The sequence below is a fragment of the Haloferax sp. Atlit-48N genome, from assembly GCF_003383015.2.
Lineage (GTDB): Archaea > Halobacteriota > Halobacteria > Halobacteriales > Haloferacaceae > Haloferax > Haloferax volcanii.
Window position 1 is genome coordinate 88,333 of record NZ_CP137692.1, and the last position, 23,290, is coordinate 111,622.

Annotated in this window: 24 protein-coding genes; 12 read left to right on the forward strand and 12 right to left on the reverse strand. The window is 62.5% G+C overall.

Annotated elements, in window-relative coordinates:
* The first annotated feature begins 121 nt into the window (after positions 1-121).
* The 4 genes from phnD to phnE (DEQ67_RS17045) are packed head-to-tail and all read left to right on the forward strand — an operon-like array spanning position 122 to position 3,580.
* Positions 122-1,144: a phosphate/phosphite/phosphonate ABC transporter substrate-binding protein gene (phnD, locus tag DEQ67_RS17030; protein WP_004064519.1), complete on the forward strand. Its 1,023-nt coding sequence runs from the start codon at positions 122-124 to the stop codon at positions 1,142-1,144.
* On the forward strand, positions 1,145-1,984 hold the full coding sequence (gene phnC / locus DEQ67_RS17035) for a phosphonate ABC transporter ATP-binding protein (RefSeq protein WP_115861948.1): 840 nt from the start codon (positions 1,145-1,147) through the stop codon (positions 1,982-1,984).
* A gap of 1 nt (position 1,985) precedes the next feature.
* Positions 1,986-2,786 (forward strand): phosphonate ABC transporter, permease protein PhnE, encoded by an 801-nt coding sequence (gene phnE / locus DEQ67_RS17040; protein WP_004040815.1) that lies wholly within the window; start codon positions 1,986-1,988, stop codon positions 2,784-2,786.
* Positions 2,786-3,580: a phosphonate ABC transporter, permease protein PhnE gene (phnE, locus tag DEQ67_RS17045; RefSeq protein WP_004040814.1), complete on the forward strand. Its 795-nt coding sequence runs from the start codon at positions 2,786-2,788 to the stop codon at positions 3,578-3,580. Before phnE (DEQ67_RS17040) ends, phnE (DEQ67_RS17045) begins: the two co-directional genes overlap by 1 nt.
* Before the next feature lie 1,013 nt (positions 3,581-4,593).
* Here phnE (DEQ67_RS17045) and DEQ67_RS17050 read toward each other — a convergent pair.
* The gene (locus DEQ67_RS17050; RefSeq protein WP_004064528.1) at positions 4,594-5,286 is read right to left on the reverse strand and encodes a hypothetical protein; all 693 of its coding nucleotides are present in this window, start codon (positions 5,284-5,286) and stop codon (positions 4,594-4,596) included.
* Between the two features lie 109 nt (positions 5,287-5,395).
* The gene (locus DEQ67_RS17055; RefSeq protein WP_006600928.1) at positions 5,396-6,316 is read right to left on the reverse strand and encodes a halocin C8-like domain-containing protein; all 921 of its coding nucleotides are present in this window, start codon (positions 6,314-6,316) and stop codon (positions 5,396-5,398) included.
* Positions 6,317-6,535: 219 nt separating this feature from the next.
* On the opposite strand from DEQ67_RS17055, the gene DEQ67_RS17060 reads away from it, so the two are divergent.
* Positions 6,536-7,330, forward strand: coding sequence for a helix-turn-helix transcriptional regulator (locus tag DEQ67_RS17060; protein ID WP_008605799.1), 795 nt, complete (start codon positions 6,536-6,538; stop codon positions 7,328-7,330).
* An 8-nt stretch (positions 7,331-7,338) separates the two neighbouring features.
* Here DEQ67_RS17060 and DEQ67_RS17065 read toward each other — a convergent pair whose 3' ends face one another.
* The 4 genes from DEQ67_RS17065 to DEQ67_RS17080 all read right to left on the reverse strand — a co-directional run bounded on the left by DEQ67_RS17065 (position 7,339) and on the right by DEQ67_RS17080 (position 9,567).
* Positions 7,339-7,539, reverse strand: a complete 201-nt coding sequence (locus tag DEQ67_RS17065) for a helix-turn-helix transcriptional regulator (protein ID WP_004043228.1) — start codon at positions 7,537-7,539, stop codon at positions 7,339-7,341.
* 5 nt (positions 7,540-7,544) lie between these two features.
* Complete coding sequence (locus DEQ67_RS17070; protein WP_206042983.1) at positions 7,545-7,940, reverse strand: hypothetical protein; 396 nt, start codon at positions 7,938-7,940, stop codon at positions 7,545-7,547.
* Between the two features lies 1 nt (position 7,941).
* Positions 7,942-8,172, reverse strand: coding sequence for a hypothetical protein (locus DEQ67_RS17075; RefSeq protein WP_049896198.1), 231 nt, complete (start codon positions 8,170-8,172; stop codon positions 7,942-7,944).
* A gap of 447 nt (positions 8,173-8,619) precedes the next feature.
* Positions 8,620-9,567: a hypothetical protein gene (locus tag DEQ67_RS17080; RefSeq protein ID WP_008605801.1), complete on the reverse strand. Its 948-nt coding sequence runs from the start codon at positions 9,565-9,567 to the stop codon at positions 8,620-8,622.
* Positions 9,568-9,790: 223 nt separating this feature from the next.
* Here DEQ67_RS17080 and DEQ67_RS17085 point away from each other — a divergent pair, with 223 nt between their 5' ends.
* Both DEQ67_RS17085 and DEQ67_RS17090 read left to right on the forward strand, forming a co-directional pair.
* Positions 9,791-10,147 carry a winged helix-turn-helix domain-containing protein gene (locus DEQ67_RS17085; protein ID WP_004064541.1) on the forward strand — a complete coding sequence of 119 codons (357 nt, stop codon included), beginning with the start codon at positions 9,791-9,793 and terminating at the stop codon, positions 10,145-10,147.
* A 1-nt stretch (position 10,148) separates the two neighbouring features.
* The gene (locus DEQ67_RS17090) at positions 10,149-10,472 is read left to right on the forward strand and encodes a DUF7521 family protein (RefSeq protein WP_004064542.1); all 324 of its coding nucleotides are present in this window, start codon (positions 10,149-10,151) and stop codon (positions 10,470-10,472) included.
* 580 nt (positions 10,473-11,052) lie between these two features.
* Here the strand turns inward: DEQ67_RS17090 and DEQ67_RS17095 are convergent.
* Both DEQ67_RS17095 and DEQ67_RS17100 read right to left on the reverse strand, forming a co-directional pair.
* On the reverse strand, positions 11,053-11,760 hold the full coding sequence (locus DEQ67_RS17095; protein WP_006600926.1) for a hypothetical protein: 708 nt from the start codon (positions 11,758-11,760) through the stop codon (positions 11,053-11,055).
* A 321-nt stretch (positions 11,761-12,081) separates the two neighbouring features.
* Positions 12,082-12,789 (reverse strand): hypothetical protein, encoded by a 708-nt coding sequence (locus tag DEQ67_RS17100; protein WP_233506110.1) that lies wholly within the window; start codon positions 12,787-12,789, stop codon positions 12,082-12,084.
* Between the two features lie 107 nt (positions 12,790-12,896).
* Between DEQ67_RS17100 and DEQ67_RS17105 the strand changes: the two genes are divergently transcribed.
* Genes DEQ67_RS17105 through DEQ67_RS17115 form a run of 3 tightly spaced genes read left to right on the forward strand, consistent with a single transcriptional unit; the run spans position 12,897 to position 15,108 of the window.
* Positions 12,897-13,778, forward strand: coding sequence for an ABC transporter permease (locus DEQ67_RS17105; protein WP_049896187.1), 882 nt, complete (start codon positions 12,897-12,899; stop codon positions 13,776-13,778).
* Positions 13,775-14,530 (forward strand): ABC transporter ATP-binding protein, encoded by a 756-nt coding sequence (locus DEQ67_RS17110; protein ID WP_008605803.1) that lies wholly within the window; start codon positions 13,775-13,777, stop codon positions 14,528-14,530. Before DEQ67_RS17105 ends, DEQ67_RS17110 begins: the two co-directional genes overlap by 4 nt.
* Entirely contained in the window at positions 14,527-15,108 is a 582-nt protein-coding gene (locus DEQ67_RS17115; RefSeq protein ID WP_004043238.1) for a hypothetical protein, read from the forward strand. The genes DEQ67_RS17110 and DEQ67_RS17115 overlap by 4 nt, the downstream gene beginning before the upstream one ends.
* A gap of 855 nt (positions 15,109-15,963) precedes the next feature.
* Here DEQ67_RS17115 and DEQ67_RS17120 read toward each other — a convergent pair.
* Positions 15,964-16,275: a fibronectin type III domain-containing protein gene (locus DEQ67_RS17120; RefSeq protein WP_233509324.1), complete on the reverse strand. Its 312-nt coding sequence runs from the start codon at positions 16,273-16,275 to the stop codon at positions 15,964-15,966.
* A gap of 636 nt (positions 16,276-16,911) precedes the next feature.
* On the reverse strand, positions 16,912-18,834 hold the full coding sequence (locus tag DEQ67_RS17125; protein ID WP_008605805.1) for a beta-galactosidase: 1,923 nt from the start codon (positions 18,832-18,834) through the stop codon (positions 16,912-16,914).
* Positions 18,835-19,135: 301 nt separating this feature from the next.
* Here DEQ67_RS17125 and kdgK2 point away from each other — a divergent pair, with 301 nt between their 5' ends.
* Positions 19,136-20,092, forward strand: coding sequence for a 2-dehydro-3-deoxygalactonokinase KdgK2 (gene kdgK2 / locus DEQ67_RS17130; RefSeq protein WP_115803867.1), 957 nt, complete (start codon positions 19,136-19,138; stop codon positions 20,090-20,092).
* A gap of 83 nt (positions 20,093-20,175) precedes the next feature.
* Here the strand turns inward: kdgK2 and DEQ67_RS17135 are convergent, their stop codons facing one another.
* Both DEQ67_RS17135 and gfo6 read right to left on the reverse strand, forming a co-directional pair.
* On the reverse strand, positions 20,176-20,823 hold the full coding sequence (locus DEQ67_RS17135) for a bifunctional 4-hydroxy-2-oxoglutarate aldolase/2-dehydro-3-deoxy-phosphogluconate aldolase (RefSeq protein WP_004064554.1): 648 nt from the start codon (positions 20,821-20,823) through the stop codon (positions 20,176-20,178).
* Between the two features lie 81 nt (positions 20,824-20,904).
* The gene (gene gfo6 / locus DEQ67_RS17140; RefSeq protein ID WP_115891621.1) at positions 20,905-21,978 is read right to left on the reverse strand and encodes a D-xylose 1-dehydrogenase Gfo6; all 1,074 of its coding nucleotides are present in this window, start codon (positions 21,976-21,978) and stop codon (positions 20,905-20,907) included.
* A 120-nt stretch (positions 21,979-22,098) separates the two neighbouring features.
* Between gfo6 and dgoD the strand changes: the two genes are divergently transcribed.
* Positions 22,099-23,253: a galactonate dehydratase gene (dgoD, locus tag DEQ67_RS17145; protein WP_115861954.1), complete on the forward strand. Its 1,155-nt coding sequence runs from the start codon at positions 22,099-22,101 to the stop codon at positions 23,251-23,253.
* Positions 23,254-23,290: the final 37 nt, after the last annotated feature.

Consider the following 23,290-nt stretch of genomic DNA (forward strand, 5'->3'; position numbering starts at 1 on the left):
CGCGCTCGCCGCTGGCTTTGCGGGTTGTTCCGCGTCCGGCGGCGGAAATAGCGACTCCGGTGGTTCCGGTGGCTCCGGCGGTTCCAGCGGTTCGGAGTCCAGCGGTTCCGGCGGCGACCCGATGCTCGCGGACGCGAGCAGTTTCGACCCGGCGAACCCGGCCTGGGAGGAAAACAACTACTTGTCGACGGCGCTGGTCGACGAGGACTACCAGCGCGGGTCGACGGTCGACCTCGAGAACATGCGTAACCGCGAGGTCGAGGAGATTCCTCACGGCCAACCCGTCCAGGAGACGCCCGACAACGAAGACGAGTGGCTCGACCCCGACACCCTCGTGTTCACCGAGAGCCCGAGCGAGGACGTTCAAGGCCGGTTCGAAGACGACTTCCAGGCCGTCTTCGACCGCATCGAAGAGGAGACCGGCAAACCCGTCGAGTTCAGCAAGGTCAACAGCTACGCGGCGTCCGTCGAAGCGATGCGCTCCGAACGGGCTCACATCGCGAACTTCTCGACCGGGACGACGGCCTTCGCCGTCAACCTGGCGGGGGCGGTCCCGTTCGCGGCCGGACTCACGCCCGACGAACTGTTCGGATACCGGCTGTTCGCGACCACGCGCGCCGACGCCGACGACATTCAGAGCGTCGAGGACTTCGCCCGCGACGACGTGAGGGTCGGCCACTCCGAGCCCGCGTCGAACTCCGGACACCAGGCACCGTCGGCGCTGTTCGACCAATACTTCGACGTGACCGCCGAGGAGGACTACGAGGTCAACTTCTCGGGCGGGCACGGCAACACGACCCGCGGCATCGCCGCCGGCGACTACGACGCCGGCCCCATCTGTTCGACCTGTATGGTGGACACCGTCGAGGCCCAGAGCGACCTCAGCTTCGACGACTTCAAAGTCGTGTGGGCGTCCGCGCCGTTCCCGAACGGCCCGGTCGCGTACCGATACAACCTCAAACCCGAGATACAGGAGGGAATTCGGCGGGCGTACCTCGAATCGGACTTCGCGGGGACGGCTTTCGAAAGCCGAACCGGCTACGACCAGTTCGTCCCCATCGACTACCGGACGGTGTTCAAAGACATCATGATTATCCAGGGATACAACGGTGTCGAGTACACCGAGAGCGCGCTCGGGTCGTAGATGCTCCGGGTAACCGACCTCCGGAAGACCTACCCGACGGGCGACGAGGCGCTGAAAGGCGTCACGCTGTCCGTCGAGGGAAGCGAGACCGTCGCCATGATCGGCCCCAGCGGGGCCGGCAAGAGCACGTTCATCCGGTGTATCAACCGGCTGACCGAGCCCAGCGACGGCGAGGTCCACCTCGACGACACGGAACTGACCGAACTGGGCGACGATGCGCTTCGGTCGGCCCGCCGGGACATCGGGATGATATTCCAGGAGTACAACCTCGTCGAGCGGCTGACCGTGATGGAGAACGTCCTCACGGGCCGGCTGGGATACGTGTCGGCCTGGAAGGCGTTCCGTCGGTCGTTCCCGGCGGAAGACATCGAACGAGCCTACGAGATTCTCGAACGAGTCGGCCTCGACGGCATGGAGAACAAACGCGTCGACGAACTGTCCGGCGGCCAGCGCCAGCGCGTCGGCATCGCGCGGGCCGTGATTCAACAGCCCAAGATTCTGCTGGTCGACGAGCCGACGTCGAGTCTCGACCCGGAGACGTCCGAGACGGTGATGCGGCTGTTGACGGATATCGCCGCCGAGCGCGAAGTGCCGGTGCTCATCAACATCCACGAGGTCGACCTCGCGATGGAGCACGCTGACCGCATCGTCGGCCTCCACAACGGCGAACTCGTCTTCGAGGGACCCCCGGAAGCGCTCGACGACCGCGGGTTAGATCAGGTGTACCGCGGTGCGGAGGTCCCCGACAACGCCGGTGGGAACGCGGACGCACCCGCCGAAACGGGCGAAAAAGAGGCTGTCCTCGCTAATGTTGACCGGTCGCTGCGGGGGGAGACCTAACGTGGCGGCCGGCGAACGAACCTGGGAACGCCCGACCGTCTTTCGGCGTCGAGAGCTGAAGTGGGCGGTCTACGCCGGCGTTCTCGGCTTCTTCGTGTGGTCGGGGTTCGGAGTCGGTGCCGACCCAGGACGGATCGCACGGGGACTCGGAAGCGCCGTCTCCCTCGTCGGTGATTTCTTCCCCCCGTCGGCAAGCCCACGACAGGCCGACCGAATCGTCGGGAAGATGCTCGAAAGCGTCGCGATGGCAATGGTCTCGACGCTCACCGGCATCGTTCTCAGTGTCCCGATTGCGTTCATGGCCGCGGAGAACCTCTCGCCAAAGCCGTTGTACGCGATTAATCGGGGGTTCATCTCGATTTCCAGGGCGTTCAACGCCATCATCATCGCCATCATCGCGGTCAAGGCCATCGGGTTCGGGCCACTGGCGGGCATCCTCACGATTACGTTCAAGACGGTCGGCTTCTTCTCGAAACTACTCGCCGAGGACCTCGAAGACATCGACATGGGGTCCGTCGATGCGGTGCGGGCCGCCGGGGCGTCGCCGGTTCAGACGCTACTGTACGGGGTCGTCCCGCAGATTATCCCGCGGTTCGCCGGGCTGTCGGTGTATCGGTGGGACATCAACATCCGCACGTCGACTATCATCGGCATCGTCGGCGCAGGTGGAATCGGGTCGGTCCTCCTGACCGCGTTCAACCGTTACGACTACCAGTACGTCACGGCTATTCTGCTGGCCATCATCGCGGTCGTGCTGGTGGCTGAAGGCGTGAGCGCGGTCGTCCGACGGAGGTACAACTGATGGCGACCGACGAGCGCCGATGGGAACGGTTCGACCGGCGGCGGCGAATCAGCCGCTTCGTCCTCACGTTGGTTGCCGCCGTCGCCGTGGTCGGGTCGTGGCAGTTCATGGACATCGGCATCGTCAGACCGGAGACGATTCCTCGGGAGGTCGGCGACCTCCTCACCCGGATGTACCCGCCGGACGTGGCGTACACCACTCGCATCGTCGAACCGCTGGTCGAGACGATTCAAATCGCCGCGCTTGGGACCATCGGCGCGCTGGTACTCTCAGTCCCGGTGGCGTTGCTCGCCGCCGAGAACACGACTCCGAACGCCGTGACCTTCTGGCTCGGAAAACTCATCGTGACCGTGAGCCGGTCGGTCAACACCATCATCTGGGCGCTGTTCTTCGTCGTCATGTTCGGGTCGGGGCCGCTGGCGGGCGCGGTCGCCATCGCGTTCCGCTCGGTCGGGTTCCTCGGGAAACTGCTGGGCGAGGAAATCGAGGAAATCGACTTCGGCCAAGTGGAAGCGGTCCGTGCGGCCGGCGCGTCTTCGGTGCAGGTGTTGCTCTACGGCATCCTTCCGCAGGTGAAGCCCGCGTTGGTCGGGCTCTCGATTTATCGGTGGGATATCAACATCCGCGACTCGACCGTACTCGGGTTCGTCGGCGCGGGCGGAATCGGCGTCCAACTGTTCCGAGCGGTCAACGCGTTCGCGTGGCAATCGGTCGCGACAGTGCTGCTCGTCATCCTCGGCGTGGTCGTCGCGACCGAGAGCCTCTCGGCGTACACGAGGGCGCTCGTCCGGTGACGGGCGAGACTCCCCCGCCCTCTGCGCTGTGGACGGCGTAATGGAGAGCCACGCCGCCGACGCCGCCAGACGAGGCAGTACTGAAACGGAGTCTCCACACCCCACCCCGTTCGCGTTCGTCCATCGTTGCCTGCCGGATACACCGTCCGGGACCCGTTTACTCGTTTTGTGCCCCTCAGTCGTGGGTTTGTACGGAGCCTGACCTGTTGTTACCCTTCTGACGTGGCGAACTCCGTACTCCGCTCTACCCACGACAAGAGCCAGTCCGACGACGGTAACCCGTCCAGTCAGATACCACCCGAAGGGTGTTGGACCAACGTGGGCCGGAGTAATAGGCGAGGTAACATACACAGGCCAGGTTTCATACGCCGAGACAGTGGTGCGACGCACCCCGACATTTGATATAGCGGTATATAATTTATCACTCAAACTCGCAGACCTGCCGGTATTTTACTAATCCTCATTGTCTGGCACCGACAATGAGGTAATCGAAAGTGGTAGTTCGAAGTTATATTTATGCTAACTCCGAAAACCTTGGTTCTTAGAACGAGCCACTAACGGGCGACGCTTGTTTCCGTGCGACGAGGTGCTCGACCGGTCGGGGAGTTCGAGCTGTGACTTACCCTTGTAGGCTGTCGGTTTTCGCTACCTGACAGTCTGTGAGCGACTTTTCTGGAATCGGATAGTCGATTTCAGCGACTGGCACGTCAAGTCGGTACTGTTCCCGATGAGGCCCAGTTGGCTGTCGATGTAGCCGTTGTTGTCGACGCGGACAATCCGGCGGGGGAACGTGTGCGTGGTCAATCTCGTCGAGAACGATAATCACGGTCCCGAGAGCTTGTTGAGTGCATCCCAGAGAAGACGATAGACCTTGGATTGGGGACGACCGGTTTCGGCGGATGTGGTGTTTGGGTCACACGTTCGGTCCACGGGAGGAAATAAACGGTCGAGTTTGGGGAACGGCTGTCGCGTCGCGTCCTGGTCGACGAGGTGACTCGCGCTGTCCGCGAGAGTTAGCGACGTAGTTCCACCAGTGGCTCGTCACACTGCGGGCAAGTGAGTCGCTCGACGGTCACGGACGCACAACACGTCTCGTGAGTCACCTGCTCGTATTCGGTCGGTTCGTCACACCGGAGACAGCGGTCAACCGTTGCGCGGACGCTTCGGAGGAGGGCGGCGATTTCGTCCGGCGGACGTTCGTTCCACCCAGTATATCGCTCCGAGAGGACCGCTTTCGCCCGAAGGTCCGCGTCAAGCGCAAGCGAGGACGGCCACGCTGCGATAGGGTCGCCGTCGTCCGAAAGCGTGTAGCGACCCTGCTGGCTGGTGAACGAGCCGTCGGTCGGAGGGAGTTCGAGGATGTCGCGTGCGAGCGAAGCCGATGGCGACTGCGGCGGGTCAACCGCGGCCAGCGACGCTTTGAACTCCGGGTCGAGAGCGAAGTCTCCATCCGAGGACTCGCGTAAAAGCCCCTGCGAGAGAAGCCATGCGTCGGTGCTCTCCTCGCGTGACACCGTCAGCGGCTGCTTGCCGAACCACGCGAGGAGCCGTGACGGCAGGTAGCGCTTCGTCAGTTCCGGCGTGCCCGGAACGAGGTAGCCTCGAAAGTACACCGTCGCGAGCGCCCCGGTCAACGCCACAACGGCCGCGACACCGGACAGCGGAATCAAGACGACCGCGACGAGTGCCGAGAGAGCAACGTTCACCGCCGTACAGGCCCAACACCGATTCGGGCCAGTGTACTCGTCTCGACGCAGTCGGCCACCGAGGTCGTTCGTAACGCGGGATAGAGGCACGTATGTCACTGCCCCCTACTTAGCACCAGTTCGTCCGGTCAGCACAGACCTCTTCAGCGACGGCTTCGCCGCATCCGGAGAGGGCGTCGGCCACGTCGCAGATGATACCGACGAAGCCGACACAGGTCAGGCCGGCGATGGGGACCGCAATCCCGGTGAGCCCGCAGATGAACGCGCCGGTCGCCGCGCAGCCGACGCTACAAGTGAGGCCGACGGCGAACCCACAGGCGTAACAGCCGTCGACATCGACGTCGTCGTCGAGGAGGTCCCACGCGAGGTTCGTCAGGTCACTCCCCGTGGTGAACCCGTCGTAAATCTCGTCGATGACGGCGTTCGTGTCGACGTTGTTGACGGCCCGCCGAGTCGCATCGGCATCGAGGTCGAGTTCGGTAGACGCCAAGCCATCGGAGCTGTTTGCGGCGGACACCGTCTGTTCACCGGCCCCGGCGTCGAATCGCTCGATACGGGTGGTGAATCCGTCTTTCGTCTTGTGCGTGTAATCGAGAACGCTCAGAATGAGCGAATCCGACGTGGCGTCTTCGGCGAGCACGACGGCGGCTTCGGCGTCGTCGTTCGGGTGCTTGACCGGGTACTCGACGACGTACCGGTGAATCTTCTCGCCGTCCGGCGCGTCGTCGGCGGCGACCTCGACTTCACCGACGGTGACCGACTCGCCGCGAGACACCGTCCCGTCACGGGAGTTCGCCTTCGCTTCGAGACGATCGAACTCGTCGCTCTTCGCCAACCGAGTCGCCACTTTCGCCTCAGCTTCGCCGTCGAGAATGCTGATGTTCTCGGCAGCGACGGCGTTCCCGGCGGCGACAGGGGACAACGCGAGCCCCGTCCCGACCGCGCCGGCGCGACGAACGAAACTGCGTCGGTTGAGTCCGCTCGTCTCCTGTTCGTTACTGTCGTGTTCGTTGTCGTTAGCTCGGGTCATCGTGTTACCCAATCGACACCATGGCGGGGACACACATTGCGTCATGGACCGTTAGAGAACCGCACCGACTGCGGTCGCCGCGCACGAGGTGACGTAACGACACAGCAACTGCACGAATCCGTCACGCTCTGCGGAGACGGTGCAGTTCGGAAGTGGTGACTGCAATCCGGATTTCAGTCAACAGAAATGTCAAGTAATGAAGGTCAAAAGTTGTCGGTGATGCCGTCTCCAACCACCGAAGAGATAATCGACCTCGTCACCCGCCGGTGGGACGTCTTAGAGTCGCTTTCGGATCGCGCATTATCCAAGCCGGAATTAGAGGCGACGCTCGGGGTCTCTCGTTCGACGGTGGACCGGGCAATCGGTGAACTCGAAGCGGCGTCGATGGTCGTCCGCGACCCGTCGAGCGGCTACCGGCTGACGGAGCTCGGTCGGCCGGTGTATCGGCTGTGCAAACGGACTCGACGGTGTCTCGATGCCGTGACCGAAGCGCACTCCCACGGGTCGGCAGTTCCATCGGGCGCGAACGGCGAGCTACCGATGTACGACGGGGCGAGGCTCGTGTCCTCGGAGCCGCACGTTCCGGACAAGCCACTGCAACATCTCCTCGACACGATGCGCGAGGCGGAGTCGCTACGCGGCTACACCCCGGTCGTGTTACAACAGTACGTCGAGGTGTGCCACGAGCACGCCACGCGCCGAGAGGCCGATGTCGAACTCGTCGTGCCCCCGCAAGTCCATCAGTGCCTGCGGACGACGTATCCCGACGAGTACCGACGCGCGCGTCGGGCCTCGTGCGTCCGCCTCCACGAAACGTCGGCCTCGCTGCCGTTCGGACTGCTCCTGTTCGGTGAGGGGGCGGACCGGACGTGCGCGCTCGTGTCGTACTCGAAGGCCGGTGCGACGGGCGTGCTGTTCAACGATACGGCCTCGGCGATTGGTTGGGCGACGCAGACGTACCGCGAGCTCAAGGCCGATTCGACCCCGGTCGACCAGCCGAAAGCGACGCAGTAACCGTGCGCTCATCCGTCGAACTCCGGTGTAAACAGCTCTTCGACGGAACAATCGAAATAGCGCGCGAGCTTGAACGCGAGTTCGAGCGACGGGTCGTACCGCGAGTGTTCGATGGCGTAGATGGTCTGTCGGCTGACGCCGACCGCAGTCGCCAGTTCCTCTTGAGTGATGTGTTCTTCGGCCCGCTTCACTCGGATGTCGTTCTCCATCGGTGTCAGACGCGCTGTCGGAACTCGGTCGCGCCGAGGACGCAGAACATCGTCCCGAGACCTGCGACCGCGAGGAAGGTGACTGCGCTCGGGACCGGCCGGGTACTGAGGGCGTACGACGCGAACACGCCGACTAACGACGCGAGCATGACTCCGCCGGTCGTACTGAGCGCGCGGTCGATGTTGCGCACGTCGCGTTCGTCGACCACGCTGTCGGAGGACGACCCGCTTCGAACCGCGTATCCGACGTTCGCGAAGACGGCGATGACCGCAGGAACGACCACTAACTCACCGACTGAGGGAGAGGGTTCCGCACCGAGAAAGGGAGAGACAACCGCCGACAGGAGCGCCGGAACGACGAACAGCAGGAAACTGTACGTCGGTGGGAGCCACCGCGACATCTCATCGCCCCCCACTTCCGAACTCGCTCGACAGGATTCCGGGGAGGTCGGTCAGCCAACTAACGACCGCACAGACGATCATCACGCCGACAGCGGCCATATAGCCCCACACCGTAACGGTGTCGAGCACGAAGTCGATTGCGACGAATCCCGAGAGGATGACAGCGCCGCTGACCGCCGCCGCGACGACGACGAGCAGCGCACCGTAAGCGCGCATCGGACTGTTTACCATACGAAAAACGTGTATTTCCAACAACATAAATGTAAAGGCCGCTTTCCATAATGTCAAGCGGACACGTCACCCACTCGATAACGATGGCGGCCACAGCGACGACTCTCGCGGAGTTCGAAATCCCGACAAACTATCCGATACGAATCTGGTGACTCGCTATACTGCGGTCGGGTTGGCTCTGGTTCGGCACGCTTGGTGTAGAACGACATATTCCAATCGTTCTGGTTGGAACGACTCCCGAGAACGAGTCGGACAACAGGCGACCACCGCGCTCGCTGAAACGGTCGGTCTGGCCCGCAATCTGCGAACTGCTCTTCCCCGCCGGAGCGCCGGTCGCCATGGCTTTTGGCAGTCGTTCGTCACTCGAACTTGGAGCCGCCTCGAATCAAACGACATATCGCACACTCGACGGCTCGAACAACCGCTCGTCGAGACGTTCGCTATCAGTTATTCGACAGCGTTCCTCGTCGCTCCCTCGTCGGAAGGCTGTGAATCCGCTGTCCCACCAGTCCAGTAGTCGGCTAGCGGACCGTCAACACCGGTGAGTTGAATCCACGCCTGCGAAGTAATCCCGAGAACGACGATCGAGATGATCGACGACTCCACCGAGAGTGCCGTCTGAGTGAGTAAGAAGGTCGGTGAACCGAACGTCGCATCCGGCATGACCTGTCCGAGAAGCAGACTGAACGCCATATTGATTCCGTAGGGAACGATGAGGGCTGCACCCAGTCGGAGGCGGTTCCCAGCGACGGTGCGCCAACTTTGGACGAACGCTGTCGTGACCGTCGCATCGCGAACGGCGATTTCTTGCTCGACAAACGCAAACGTCAACAGGACGAACCCGACTGGCAGCAGACCCACCAGTATCGCTGGAACAACGAGGAGAGGTGTGTACCACGCACCGACGAGCGTCGTCCGCAGTGATTCGGGAAGCACGGCGAAGACCCCGACCGTCCCGAGAGTGACGACGATCACGACGAGGAAGATCAGAACGAACATGGCCAGTACCCTGAGTAACGTGGCGATGAACAGTCGCAGCGTCGCCCAGCCAAGAGTTCGGAACACCAACTGTTCCGGGAGGTGATCGCGCCCGTCGTCGACGAGCGAACGAACCGCAACGATCTGTATCGGTACCGTCAGTACGCCGCCAGTGAGCCCGCCGAGGAGCGCGGCGCTCGCTGAGACCAGCGACGGGAGGGCCGCCCCGGGTGTCGGCGTCCCTGGTGGTGACGCCGCTCCGGCCATCCCGAGCGGGACGTACGTGGTCGCCAACACCCAGACAAACGCGCTTTGGAGAACAGCTGCAACGAAAAAGGTCGCCATGAGGAGGACGCCATTTCGCGTGAGAACGCGTCCAAGTCCGTCGGACACAGTCTGTCGAACGTGGAGGACCATACACCGCGCTTCTCCGTGCCGTGAGTTCAAACCCACGGGTGCTTTTCTGGGTCGGAAAATATCGCGTGCGGGGGAAGGAGGCCCATTCCGGGGGGCCTGACGAACGACAGGAGGACCGAGACGGAGACCGGCACGTGGGACGATGGCAGCGAGACGCTAAAGTGGGGCCGTCGACTTTCTGGCCTGGAAAAAGAGTAGAGGGTATTAATTGCTCCGCCCTGAAGTGTTCGACGTGAGTGAGGAGCCCTCCGCCGAGGAAATCTTCGCGCTCCTCGATGACGAGTACGCGCGTGCGATCCTCGCTCAGACGAGCATCGAACCGATGTCCGCCAAAACCTTGAGCGATCGATGTGATGCCTCCCTACCCACGATATACCGGCGCACGGAGCGGCTCATCGACTGTGACTTACTCGCAGAACAGACCGAAATCGGTGAAAGCGGCCACCATTACAGCGTCTTCGAGGCGCGACTCGACAGTCTTACCGTCGAAGTGGACGAGGGAGACATCTCAGTGAGTCTCGACACGGGCCGGGCCGAAGACCCGGCCGACCGCTTCACCGACCTCTGGGAGGGAATCTGAGATGGTTCAACCCAGCATGGACCTGTACGTGAACTACCTCGTGTTGCTGGCGGTGACGCTACTGGCGTTGGTTCTCAGCCTTGCCATCGTTTTTCAAGCCTACCGCGGATACCGACGCAATCGAAGCCAGCCGATGCTGTGGCTCGCGGTTGGACTGGTCCTCCTCACGGCCGTGCCGTTCGTGATATCGTTGACGGTCGCATCGGCCGGAACCGCGCTCGGGTTCGGCCCGGTTGTGTACACGTACTACGTCCCCATACTGAACAGACTCATCGAAGTCGTCGGACTGGTCTGTATCCTCTATTCGCTTTATAGCCGACCCTGAACCACTGCTATCGCTTCGAGTTCCGCTCGATAGTGCCGTCATCCCGGAACTGTGGCGTCGTTGTATCCATCGACAGGTGATAGCGCCCGGAGGTCGTCCGACAGACCGGAAACGTCTCTCTTGAGGGAGTTGTCTCAGTTCTCCGATGAGGAGACATCAGTCAGTAACGGGGGTTCGTCGTTCACGTCGACCGCTCGTTCGAAGCGACAATCCGCTGGAATCAGAAGGACGGGAGAGGACTCACCTTGCCGTCGGGTCGTCGCTTGAACGCTCGTACTGCTCCGCAGTCGCGTCACGCCGCCCTCGATAAGAGAGCCAGACGACCACGGTCAACGGAACGAACACAATCGCAACGGTAGCCGCCGGTAGAAAGGAAACGAAGGGAGCGAACACCGTCCATGAACTGATGGCGTCGCAGGACACGGACGAAGTGCGTTCGTCGCAATAGACAGTGGGCAGTTCGCGCGTTCGAGAGAAGAACCCCGTCGAAACCGATTCCGCTGGGAAGATTAGTAATCTGACCCACCGGACGGGGCAGAGTGTTTGCGGGCAAACGAACGACTGCGTACTGCGCCGTAGTTCACCCGGTCAGTTCGTCGTAGACGGCGACGGAGAACGTGAGCAGGAACGCCGACACGACACTACCGATGACCGCCGCGAGGAGACCCACGACGACGAGAAGGGGCGTCGAGAGCGTCGGCAGACCGGCCGCCGAGGCGGCGTCGGCGCTAGCCACGAGCGAGACGCCGGCGTAGACACCACCGGAAAGCGCGCCGATGACCAGTGCGAGAAGCATGTACCCGACCGTCGCCAGAAGGTTCCCTCGGACCACGCGATAGCTCCGCTTGAACGAGTCGATTGCGGACGCACCGTCGATGACGATGGCCTGGCCGTAGAACTGGACGAAGAACGCCACGACGAGATACAGGAGTCCCGCAATGGCCGCCAAACCGATAAACGCCGTCCCGATAGAGCCGTGCGTCAGGAACGCCCCGAAGCCGGCCGCGACACCGACCGCACCGATGACGCCGTTGACGACGAGCAAGAGGACGTAGGCGATCAGCAACGAGAGATAGTTGGCCTTCCCGTCGGCGACGAAACGGGACAGCGAGCTACGGGTGGTCAGGGCCTCGTCGGCCATCCCGAACATGCCGCCCTGGATGAAGGGCGTCACGAGGAGGAAAACCGCGGAGATACCCAGCGAGTAGAACGTCGAGACGAGCGGATACGACGACTGCAACAGCAGCTGGGGGACTAGCAGCGCGAACACGATCAGTTGTGGGACCAACAGACCCGGAGCACGCTTGAGCGCACCCGGTGTCCGTCGGAGGGCTTGGAGGACTCCCATGGATGAGAAAACGAGGCCCGATGGTATAACCGCCGACGCTGGTTTTCTGACTCGGAAAATAAGTCACAGTGCCGTTGTTTCGAGAGCCGGAGAACGCCACCGACGAAGAAGGTGAACGGTCTCGACGTGAATTCCGTCAATGAGACGGCTCATTGGAGAGGTCACTCTCGGGGACGTTCCCGACCCCGCATCGGCGTCCGTGAGCATTCGCTATCGCCTACTGAGTAAGAGATACACTGGCCGTGAATCGTTCAGCTCGTTTCACGCCCCCGGGACCCCAGACTGTCCATCGTTGGGGCGGAAGAGGCGGCCGATTCGTCGGGCTAGAGTGCCGAGGGCGAATCCAAGGATTCCGATGGGGATACCCCAGAGTAGTGCGAGGAACAGCGCAGTTCCGAGCGTCTCGACGGCACCGACTGTCTCGAAGTGCATCGCCGTCGTGCCGAAAAGCCGATGAAGGTTACTCGGTGAGAAGTGCGCAATCGGCAGTCCGTATCTGGAGAGACCAATCCCGAAGATGGGGCCCATCACGAGAGCTATCGTCGGCACCAACCCCGAGTTTTTCGTCGAGAAGATTGTCGCGAGCGCCACGAGCGTACTCAACCCGAGGAGGGCGACAGCGGTGGGTCCAGTGGTGCTCCAGAGACCTGCAACCCACTGACTGAGACTGTGGGTGTCACCGATGACGGCGTGCTCGACGTGGCGATACCCATACGTACTCCAAATCAGGAGACCGACAACACTCGCGGTTATCGGTGCCGATAGAACTGCGATAAGCGAAGTCGTTCGGTGTCGTCCGACGGTTCCCGCCCAAATCCGTTCAACCGATGGATAGGTGGTTACGACTGCGCTGAACACGGCGTACAACACCGAAAGCGCGGCGACGAGATGTTTGAACGCAGCGACCATGTGGCTGCGTGCTGTTCGTTCAGATGGGTTTCTTGGAGGGTCGTCGTTGCGGGGGGACACGGCGGCAAAACGTGTTCAAAGAAGTAAAAATCTTATTCCGCTTCGGAGCCGGGGTCCGATACGTCGAACGAACAGGATTTTTGTGACGGCTTCGCGTCTCTCCAGTCATGCGGTGGTCCCCGCTTGCACGCAGCGAATACCGGACAGTGCTCACCTCCAAGGGGGCGTGGATACTCGCGCTCCTTGTCGTCCTCTGGGGGTTCCGACCGACATACGCCGGGTGGGACGCGGTCGGGCGAAACATCACTATCGGGTACGTCCAGATCGGCGTCGATCTGTTCCTCCCTATCGGTGCCCTCCTCCTGTCGTATCAGTCGCTCATCGATGAACGAACCACGGGCAGTATCAAGTTCCTCCTCGGATTGCCGCTGACGCGGACGCAGATTCTCCTCGGGAAGACGGGTGGCCGGTTCGTGGGCGTCGGGACGGCGGCCGTCGCGGCGACGCTCGTTCTCGCCGCTATCGGCCTCATCGAACACGGCACGTTCGCGCTGCTTCCCTTCCTCGGGACGCTCGTCGCGACGCTGTTATTCGCCGGAGTGATGGTCGCAATCGGCGTCTTCGTCTCGACGGTCGCCCGGCGGACCGTGACCGCTGCGACGGGAGTGTTCGCGTACTTCCTCGCGACGGTGTTCTGGAGTCGGATCGTCACGTCGCTCTATACTGCCGTCACCGGCGTCCCGGTCGACCCATACGACGCGCCGGCGAGCGGACCGCTATTTCTCGCGCTCAGACTGACCCCCGACGGCGCGTACAACGTCCTGACGAACTGGTTTCTCGGCGTCGGCAACTCGACGGAGCTATTCCACATCGTCTACACCAAACTCGAACCGGGGGTTTCGGTGAACGCCTTCGTCGTCGAAGCGGCGTTCGACGGCGGTGGCCCGTGGTACCTCCATCCCGCATTGAGTCTGGTCGTCCTACTCGTCTGGGCGGTAGTGCCAGTGGCCCTCGCCCGACGTGCGTTCACCCGGGGTGACGCGCTATGAACTCGACAGAGCCCGCAATCGAACTCGAAACGGTGACCAAGAAGTACGGCGACGTTCGCGCCGTCGACAGCCTCGACCTCGTGGTCGAGCGCGGCGAAACGTACGGATTTCTCGGCCCGAACGGCGCTGGGAAATCGACGACGATCGGTCTGTTGCTCGATTATCTCCGACCGACTTCGGGAACGGTTCGCGTCCTCGGCCACGACCCACGACGCGATGTCGTGGCGGTTCACGACCGCGTAGGGGTGCTTCCGGACCGATTCGGCCTCTACGAGGACCGTTCCGCACGTCAGCACGTCGCCCTCGTCGCAGAGACGAAGCGGGCCGGCGACGACCCGGAGAACCGCCTCGAACGCGTCGGACTCGGTGATGCCGTCGACGACGAGGTGGGTGACTTCTCCAGTGGAATGGAACAACGGTTGGCGCTCGCGATGGCGCTCGTCGGCGACCCGGACCTGCTCATCTTGGACGAGCCGTTCAGCGGGGTCGACCCCCACGGCGTCCGACGCGTCCGGGAAATCGTCCGCGAGGAGAACGAGCGTGGTGCGACCGTCTTCTTCTCCAGTCACGTTCTCGGGCAGGTCGAACTCGTCTGTGACCGGATCGGCGTCCTCCACGGGGGACAGTTGGTCGCCGAGGGAACGCTCGACGACCTCCGAGCACGGACTGCATCACCCAACGACGCGACGATGGAAGACGTGTTCGTCGAACTCACCGACGCCCGTGCCGACGACGGAGGTGACCGGCGATGAAGCGTCGGACGTTCGTGACTGCGAGCACACTGTCGGTCGCCGGTCTCTCCGGGTGTCTGGGTGACACCGAGTATCGAATCGCCGACACGGCTGTGGAGACGCCTCTGGAAGGGCTCTCGCTGTCAGTGGACCTCGCGGTCGCTGACGCGACGATCGAACATCCTGCGGCGCTCACGCTCTCGCTGGAGAACACGGCCGACGACCCGATTCGAATCCGGAGCTACGGCGTCTGGCCGTTCGGTGTGCTCGCACTCGCACCCTCGCTGACGCCCGGCGAAGACACGTGGAAGACGACGCTGTTCTCCCCGTCGTACGAGGCTAGCACCCGCGTCGAAGTCGGTCGCGGCGGGTCGTCACTATCGCTTGACGGGACGCCGATAACCCGGCCGCTCGATGCCGGTGAGAGCGTCAGCAGGCGATACGAACTCCACGGCGACGACCTCTCGGGTTCGGGGACGCAATACGTCGTCGATCGGTTCGAGCGCAAAGCGTCACGATACGCGACGGGTGACGACTGGAACGCACTCGATTACCGGCTCCGTCTCAGTATCGACGAGAAGAGACGGTTTCCGTTCTAGCTGAGAGGGAGTCATAGCGCAGTTCGGCTTCGTCGGGTTCCTCGAAAGGGAAGTCACGTGAATATTCGAGGTATTTGTACAGATAGTACAATACTCTAGCTTCCGAGACCACATCACAATCAACCTATATTTTATAAATAAAACAACACTAGACGGCTCAGAGTGGTTCAGCAGTGAGCAGACAGATGATTCGTTCAAACTAGTACATCGCGAGTAGCTTGTATTGATATCGTCTGACCGTTATCAAGTTTAGTTAATCAGATTGCACTACATATATGTTGAATATAGAACATAGAGTAGCCGAAATATCTCAAAAGGTGTTGTTATAGTACGTGCGCCCTCCTTCTGGATATCATCCCAACGTCGTGTGACCTCATTGGGCCTCGCAGAGTATATTGTAGAATTATAGCAATCACCGGAAGGGAAGAACTAGAATGACGGGAGGTTTCGAAGAGAATCGTTCTCGATGAGCGCAAACTCATTCACCGTTCGGCGGGTCGGCCTCCTGTCGAACCGCGAGGAGTGATAGACTGACAGACGAACCAGATATTACAAAGCTCCCTTTGTAACACACTGTGCCACGGAAGCACGACAGAGTAGCCCAGATTCGCTTTGCATACTATCCGAATGCGGAGGTAGCTCACGCACTGCGGATGAGATTGTGACCCCGGCTGCGTAGCATCTTACAGCGACGCTGGGCTTCCGTCCGGCCAGTCCGCTATCTCGCCCCGTGATGGGCCGAATCAGTCTATCCGCGGGTCCAACGACCCGATCGCGGTCACACGACCGAGCCGTTTGAAACCCGCTGGCGGTATCGACACCGAAGTGTTAGCCCACAGTGAACAATCTACATGACTAGTCCATCGTCGCGTTCGACGAACCACCGGTCGTGACCCGAACGATGGTCGAGTCGGTCTTGCCGACGCTATTGACGGCCGTGAGTCTGTACTCGTAGTCACTGCCCGAACTCACGCCGGCGTCGGTGTACTGGGTGTAAAACGAATTTTCCGCGATTTCGTCCGCGACGACCTCGAAATCACCGTCGGGTGGCCGCCGATGGAGCGTGTAACTCTCCGCGCCTCGCGCCTCGGTCCACGACAGTTCGACACTCGACGACGACTCGTCAGACACCGACAGTGAGGGTGCAGACGGGTCGTTCGGTCCCACAATCGAGTACTCCTGGAGTGCGAACGCCGTGCCGTTCTCGCGGGGCCGTTCGAGTGGTATCGACAGGACCCTCTCGTGTTCCCACCGATATCTATCGTGTTTTCGACCGTCCACTCCACAGAACGGGCCCTCGTGGAGACAGTAGAGCGTCCAGTCGGTCCACCCCGAGGATGCTGTCGCCAACCCCGGCGTAGAGTTGCCCGTCGACGACGGTGTACACGTGGAGCGCGTCGTTGTCGTCGAACAGCAAATCACCGTGGTTTAGCAAGAAGAGATTGTCGCCCGAACCGACGCGTCGATTCGCCCCGAGACCGGCGACCGCGTCGGAATTAGCTTCCGAGACGAGGCGGCCTACCTCTTCGACGCGCAGTCCGGGACGGCCCTCAAGACGAAGACGGACACCCTCAACGCCCCACAGACGCAGTTGTGACGCGCTTCCGCGTGTGTACACGCGAGGAATCAACACCCCAGTACACCGAAGTCGGCGGCGACAACCAGAAGTGGACGTTCAACGCGCCGTGACGGCGAACCAGCGTCCGGTCGGTGCCTCATCGGGGCACGGTCCGGCCGTTATTCTCTTCGGCGTTCGAGAACACGCCGGGCGAGAGCCGCGTTGGCGAGTGGTCCCGTGCCGACTCACTCGGACGCGAGTCCGACACCTCGGATGGATCCGTCGAGTACCGCGGTATCGAACGCGTCGACGGTGGACTCACCGAGCAGGAACCCGGTGGAATCGGGGACGGTCAACGTCACCGGGTCGCTCGTGAAGTTAAGCGCCCACGTATAGCCGTCGCGCTCCATCACGCGCACGCCGTCCGGGAATCGCTCAGTGTACTCGACGCCGGCGGCGTCCAGTAACTCTGTCACGAGTGCGTCGGCAAGGTCGTCCCCCGGCCAGCAGCCACAGTACGTCACGCTCCCGTCTCCGGCGGCGTTCCGCACGATTGCGGTGTTTCCGGCTGCTTCACCCGTCCGGTACTCGCCTCGTGGAACTCCGACTTCGGGGGCCAGCCACGAAGCCCACGTTCGGAACTCGTACGTCGCACCGTCGTAGGAGAGTCGCGTCTCGACGTGGTCGGGAAGCGTTTCGTGACGCGCCACCTGCGCGCCGGTGAGAGCGGTGAGTGGTCCCGGCGCGAGCGACTCGTGAAGCCGGTTGTACGGGTCTTTCTCCCCCGTTCGAGCACCGAGGAGGAGACAGCCACCCGAATCGACGTAGTCGGTCAGCGCGGTCGACAGTTCGTCGCCGACGAGATACAAAGTCGGTGCGACGACCGCGTCGTACCGTTCGAGAGTCGCTTCCGGCGAGACGATGTCGACCTGCACGCCGCGGGCGCGAAGCGCATCGTAGTACGTCCGTAAGTGGTTCCAGTAGTCCCAGTCGGGCGAGAGAGGTTGCGAACGCGTCGCCCACAGGCTCTCGTAGTCGTGGACGAGCGCGACTGACGCATCGACCGAATCCAAGTCGAACAGTTCGTCGGCGGCGGTCGATGCTTCGCGGTACCCGCGGTCCGGAGAGCCGTCCTGCCGCCGAAGCCCGGCGTGGTACTGTTCTTGCCCTTGACGACAGCGACGCCAGCGGAAGTAGACGACGGCGTCCGCGCCGTGGGCGACGGCGTGGTGAGCCCACAGGCGCATCGCCCCGTCGGCCGGTTGCGGCGACTGCGGCGGCCAGTTGATGTCTCCCGGCTGTTGCTCCATCACCCAGAACGGCTTTCCTTTCGCGCCGCGCTGGAGGTCGTGGTTCATGCTCACTTGGTCGGGGTTCCCCGCTCGTAATTCGTCGACCGTCGGCGTGTCCGGCTGTCGGTCCTGCACGAACCCCGTCGGATAGGAGTCCCACGAGAGGAAATCGAGGTCGGCGGCGAGGCGAAAGGCGTCGAGTGAAAAACCACCCATGAAGTTGTGCGTGACGAACCACTCGTCGTTTGCTTCGCGGATGAGGGCTGCGTGCAGGCGGTTGTACTCGGCCACGCTGTCGTTACTAAACCGTTCGTAGGCGAGTACCCGCGAAGGGTGGTTGGCGGCCGGTGTCGGTTTTGGGGGGTCGATACTCTCGAAATCGTCGTACTGCTGGCTCCAAAACGTCGTTCCCCACGCGTCGTTGAGGTCGGCAACGCTCTCATAGCGAGCGGCGAGCCATTCGCTAAATGCCTCGCCACAGTCCTCGCAGTAGCAGGTAACCGTCTCGTGACAGCCGAATTCGTTGTCAGTCTGCCACCCGGCGACGTGGGGGTTGTCGGCGTATCGGTCGGTCAGCACGCTAACGATGCGTTCGGTCTCGGAACGGTAGGTGGGTGAGTTGAAACAGGTGAACCGACGGCTCCCCCACTCACGCGGCGCACCGTCTTGCTCTCGCTGTCGAACGTCGGGATGTTCGTCGACGAGCCATTTCGGCGGCGTCGCTGTCGGCGTGCACAGAACCGCTTTCATACCGGACTTCCCGATGAGTTCGACGGTCTCGTCTAACCACGCGAAATCGAACGTCCCTCGCTCCGGTTCGATTCGTCGCCACGCGAACTCCCCCATTCGAACGTATTCGATTCCAGCCTCGGCCATCTGACTGATATCGGTCTCCCAGCGCTCTCGCGACCAGTGCTCCGGGAAATAGCAGACACCAACTGTCATACACAATGATCAACGTAGTGAGATATAGTTCTTTCCGGTGTCTGAGCACCGATTGATATCCACTACTCGGGTCCTCCCGTACGGGGGTGCCGTCACAAATTTCGGCCCCACCGCCCGCAGTTATGTACCACCGTGAGAGACAGTCGTGCGAACACATGAACGGCTTAACTGTCGGCGTGAACGCCTCCGCTATCGAACGCGAGACCCGGTCGCAAGCCGCCGAGGGGTGTCGATGACGGCTGAACTCGTCACGTTCGGCGAGACGATGATTCGGCTGAGCCCGCCGGCGGGCGAGCGAATCGAGACCGCCCGGTCCCTCGAATTCCGGACCGCCGGTGCGGAAAGCAACGTCGCGGTCGCCGCCTCCCGTCTCGGCTGCTCCGCCGCGTGGCTCTCGAAGCTTCCAGACTCGCCGCTCGGTCGACGCGTTACCACGGAACTCCGAACACACGGCGTCGAGCCGTACGTCCGCTGGGACGACGACGCTCGCCAAGGCGCGTACTACATCGAACAGGGGCGCGCGCCGCGTCCGACGAACGTGATATACGACCGCGCCGATGCGGCAGTCACGACCGCGCGACCGGACGAACTCGCTGTCGACATCGTGGAAGACGCGGCGGCGTTCTACACCAGCGGCATCACGCCGGCGCTCTCCGAGACGCTTCGGGAGACGACCGGCGAGCTTCTGCAAACGGCGACCGAAGCGGGGACGACGACCGCGTTCGACCTCAACTACCGGTCGAAGCTCTGGTCGCCGTCCGACGCACGCGACGCGTGCGAATCGCTCTTTCCAAAGGTCGACGTCCTCGTCGCCGCAGAACGAGACATCCGCGCTGTTCTGGAACTCGACGGCGACGCGCCGACACTCGCATCGGAGTTGGCCGGCGATTTCGATTTCGAGACGGTCGTGGTCACTCGCGGGGAAGACGGTGCACTCGCCCGACACGGCGGAACGGTGTACGAGCAACCGGTCTTCGAGACGGACACGGTCGATGCCATCGGGACCGGCGACGCCTTTGTCGGCGCGTTCCTGTCGCGGCTCATCGCGGACGAACCAGTCGAAACAGCGCTCGCCTACGGCGCGGCGACCGCCGCGCTCAAACGGACAGTTCACGGCGACCTCGCGGTCGTGACGCCTGACGAAGTCGAACGCGTCCTCCGCGGAGGCGACGCCGGAATCGACCGATAACGACCACTTTCGCTGAACGTTTCGGTTCGCCGCGCGGACCGCGCTGAGACGGGAGCCCCGAACTTCCGAGCGGTGGGTGTGCGTCAGTCGCGGCGTGCGCGTTCAACCGCTTCGACGAAGGAACGCGCGTTGGTCTCGATGGTCGCGAAATCGCCGCGCGAGACGGCGTCGTTGTCTACGATTGCGCTGCCGACACCGACGGCAGTCGCTCCGGCGTCGAAGAACTCGTCGACGGTATCGAGGGCCACGCCACCCGTCGGAACCGTCGGGATGTGTCCGAGCGGACCGCCTAGCGCGGAGACAAACTCGGGGCCGAGCGTTCCGGCCGGGAACACCTTCACCATCTCGGCACCGGCCTCGTAGGCGTTGACCGCCTCCGTCGGTGACGCGATGCCGACCATCGAAGGGGCACCGTATCTGTTACCGGTCCGGATGACCCCCTCGTCGAACGTCGGCGTGACCAAGTACTCCGCACCCGCGAGCAGCGCCGCGCGAGCTGTCTCGCCGTCGAGGACGGTTCCCGCGCCGATGGTGACCTCGTCCGCCGTGAACGACGCGGACACGTCGCGGAGCATGCCGAGGACGCCGTCCGTGTTCGCGGTTATCTCGACGGTCGAGACGCCGCCGCGCGTGAGCGCTTCGACGGTTTCGATCGCCGTGTCGGCGTCGGTTCCACGGATGATGGCGATGAGGCCGGTCTCCCGAATGCGGCGTGCTGGGTGGTGGCTCATACTAGCTCCTCTCGGACGAACGGTTTAAACGCGGTGGTCGCCCCATCCCTCGATACCATCTCGACCCGTCGAGCCGACGGCTCAGTCGAGCGTGACCACACGGCCGGACTCGCCTGCGTCGTAGACGGCCTCGATGAGTCGCATATCGAGGACGCCGTGTTCGCCGTCGGGACCGATCGGTGCGTCGGTCAAGATGCGGTCTGCGGCGTAGTCGAACAACTCGGTCATCTGATTGACCTGCGGCGTGTCGAGCGTGACCGAAACGTCGTCGCGCGTCACTCGGATTTCGGTTTCCATGTGGAAGGCAGGCTCGACGAGAATCTCGCCGTTGGTCCCGACGATTCGGAGGCTCGTCGTCGCTTGGGCGTTTTGACTGGCGGTCGCGGCCAAGTACGTTCCGTCGTCGAACTCCACCATGAACGAGCTGTGCTCGTCGGGTACCTGGTCGAACGCGTCGTGAGAAGATTGCATGAACGCCTGCGCGGCAACCGGATCGGAATCGAGCAGGAACCGGCAGGTGTTGAGCGGATAGATGCCGATGTCCGTGACGGTCGCCCCCGGCCCCGCCAGTTCGGGGTCGAGCCGCCATTGATTCGGGTCGGAAATCAGTTCGAGCATCGCTTGCGAGTTCGTCCCGATCGCGTGGACCGGGTCGCCGATGACGCCGTCGCGAATCAACTTTCGCGCGCGTCGAATCGCGGGTTCGGTGTGCATGCGGTAGCCGACGATAAGCGGAACGCCCGCCTCGTCACACGCATCGACCATCTGCTGCCCGCGTTCACTACTGGCTTCGATCGGTTTCTCGCAGAGGACGGCCTTTCCCAACTCGGCGGCCGTTCGCGCATACGGGAGATGAAGCGCATTGGGCGAGCAGATGTACACCGCGTCGTAGGCGTCGGCGGCTTCGCCGGCGTGGAACTCGTCGTACGAGAGACCGTGTGTCGCCGTTTCGACGCCGGCCGCAACCCGTTTCGCTTTCTCCGAGGTACTGCTGACGGTGACGGTCGTCTCGCACAACTCGGACGCGCCGATAGCTGGAATCGCTTGGTCGACGGTCCACCACCCGAGCCCGATGACTGCGATGCGGACCGTCCCGTCGGAAACACGCTGCCAGTTACGGCGCTCGAAATCATCGAGGAACGCTTCTAACGACATACGAGTTGCACATCATGGACGAGTAGTTATAATATCGAGGGTTCGAAGGCGGGCACCGGCGTCACAGTCCGAGAGAAAGATTTTTTCGAGGGACACCCCAACGAATACGTATCGAACCCCATGAGTAAGATTACAGAGTATGAACTGTTCGAGGTGCCACCGCGATGGCTGTTTCTCAAGTTGGAGACGACCGACGGCGTCGTCGGCTGGGGCGAACCAGTCGTGGAGGGGCGCGCCCACAGCGTCAGGGCCGCCGTCGAGGAGTTGATGGACAACTACGTCCTTGGAACGGACCCTGCGGCAATAGAAGACCACTGGCAAGCGATGTACCGGGGCGGGTTCTATCGCGGCGGTCCGGTGTTGATGAGCGCGATTGCGGGTATCGACCAGGCGCTGTGGGATATCAAAGGGAAGCGCTTCGGAGCACCGGTCTACGAACTGCTCGGGGGGGCGACGCGAGACCGAATGCGTGTCTATCAGTGGATTGGCGGGGACCGCCCCTCAGAGGTCGCAGAACAGGCCGAACTGAAAGTCGAGGCGGGGCTGACCGCCGTGAAGATGAACGCCACGGCGGAACTCGAACGGATTGACACGCCCGCGTCGGTCCAAGCAGCGGTCAATCGACTCGAAGAGGTCAGGGAAGCCGTTGGCCCCGAAATCGACATCGGCGTCGACTTCCACGGGCGCGTCTCGAAGCCCATGGCGAAGCGGCTGGCGAAGGCGCTCGAACCGTACGAGCCGATGTTCATCGAAGAGCCCGTTCTCCCCGAACACAACGACGTGCTCCCGGAAATCGCACACCACACGACGATTCCGATTGCGACGGGCGAGCGAATGTACTCGCGCTGGGATTTCAAGCAGGTGTTCGAGAACGGCGCGGTCGATCTGGTTCAGCCAGACCTCAGCCACGCGGGTGGTATTACCGAAGTCAAAAAAATCGCAGCGATGGCCGAGGCGTACGACGTCGCACTCGCACCACACTGTCCGCTCGGGCCGATTGCGCTCGCCTCGTGCCTCCAGGTGGACACCTGTTCTCCCAACGCGCTCATCCAAGAACAGAGCCTCAACATCCACTACAACCAACGGAACGACGTGCTGGACTATCTCGAAGACAAGAGTGCGTTCGAGTACGAAGACGGCTACGTTGCGGTTCCTGACGAACCCGGGCTTGGAATACAGATGGACGAACAGTACATCCGAAAGCAGGCCGAACGCCCGGTCAACTGGCACAACCCCGTGTGGCGTCACGAAGACGGCAGCGTCGCCGAGTGGTGACCGGCCGCCGCTGTCGTTCACTAACTGTTAACAACTT

Excerpts from the sequence above, each read along its gene's own strand:
- phnD (WP_004064519.1), top strand. The coding sequence starts at position 122 with ATGCTCGCGGACGCGAGCAGTTTCGACCCGGCGAACCCGGCCTGGGAG.
- phnC (WP_115861948.1), top strand. The coding sequence starts at position 1,145 with ATGCTCCGGGTAACCGACCTCCGGAAGACCTACCCGACGGGCGACGAG.
- phnE (WP_004040814.1), top strand. The coding sequence starts at position 2,786 with ATGGCGACCGACGAGCGCCGATGGGAACGGTTCGACCGGCGGCGGCGA.
- DEQ67_RS17055 (WP_006600928.1), bottom strand. The coding sequence starts at position 6,316 with ATGACCCGAGCTAACGACAACGAACACGACAGTAACGAACAGGAGACG.
- DEQ67_RS17060 (WP_008605799.1), top strand. The coding sequence starts at position 6,536 with ATGCCGTCTCCAACCACCGAAGAGATAATCGACCTCGTCACCCGCCGG.
- DEQ67_RS17065 (WP_004043228.1), bottom strand. The coding sequence starts at position 7,539 with ATGGAGAACGACATCCGAGTGAAGCGGGCCGAAGAACACATCACTCAA.
- DEQ67_RS17070 (WP_206042983.1), bottom strand. The coding sequence starts at position 7,940 with ATGTCGCGGTGGCTCCCACCGACGTACAGTTTCCTGCTGTTCGTCGTT.
- DEQ67_RS17075 (WP_049896198.1), bottom strand. The coding sequence starts at position 8,172 with ATGGTAAACAGTCCGATGCGCGCTTACGGTGCGCTGCTCGTCGTCGTC.
- DEQ67_RS17080 (WP_008605801.1), bottom strand. The coding sequence starts at position 9,567 with ATGGTCCTCCACGTTCGACAGACTGTGTCCGACGGACTTGGACGCGTT.
- DEQ67_RS17090 (WP_004064542.1), top strand. The coding sequence starts at position 10,149 with ATGGTTCAACCCAGCATGGACCTGTACGTGAACTACCTCGTGTTGCTG.
- DEQ67_RS17105 (WP_049896187.1), top strand. The coding sequence starts at position 12,897 with ATGCGGTGGTCCCCGCTTGCACGCAGCGAATACCGGACAGTGCTCACC.
- DEQ67_RS17110 (WP_008605803.1), top strand. The coding sequence starts at position 13,775 with ATGAACTCGACAGAGCCCGCAATCGAACTCGAAACGGTGACCAAGAAG.
- DEQ67_RS17115 (WP_004043238.1), top strand. The coding sequence starts at position 14,527 with ATGAAGCGTCGGACGTTCGTGACTGCGAGCACACTGTCGGTCGCCGGT.
- DEQ67_RS17125 (WP_008605805.1), bottom strand. The coding sequence starts at position 18,834 with ATGGCCGAGGCTGGAATCGAATACGTTCGAATGGGGGAGTTCGCGTGG.
- kdgK2 (WP_115803867.1), top strand. The coding sequence starts at position 19,136 with ATGACGGCTGAACTCGTCACGTTCGGCGAGACGATGATTCGGCTGAGC.
- DEQ67_RS17135 (WP_004064554.1), bottom strand. The coding sequence starts at position 20,823 with ATGAGCCACCACCCAGCACGCCGCATTCGGGAGACCGGCCTCATCGCC.
- gfo6 (WP_115891621.1), bottom strand. The coding sequence starts at position 21,978 with ATGTCGTTAGAAGCGTTCCTCGATGATTTCGAGCGCCGTAACTGGCAG.
- dgoD (WP_115861954.1), top strand. The coding sequence starts at position 22,099 with ATGAGTAAGATTACAGAGTATGAACTGTTCGAGGTGCCACCGCGATGG.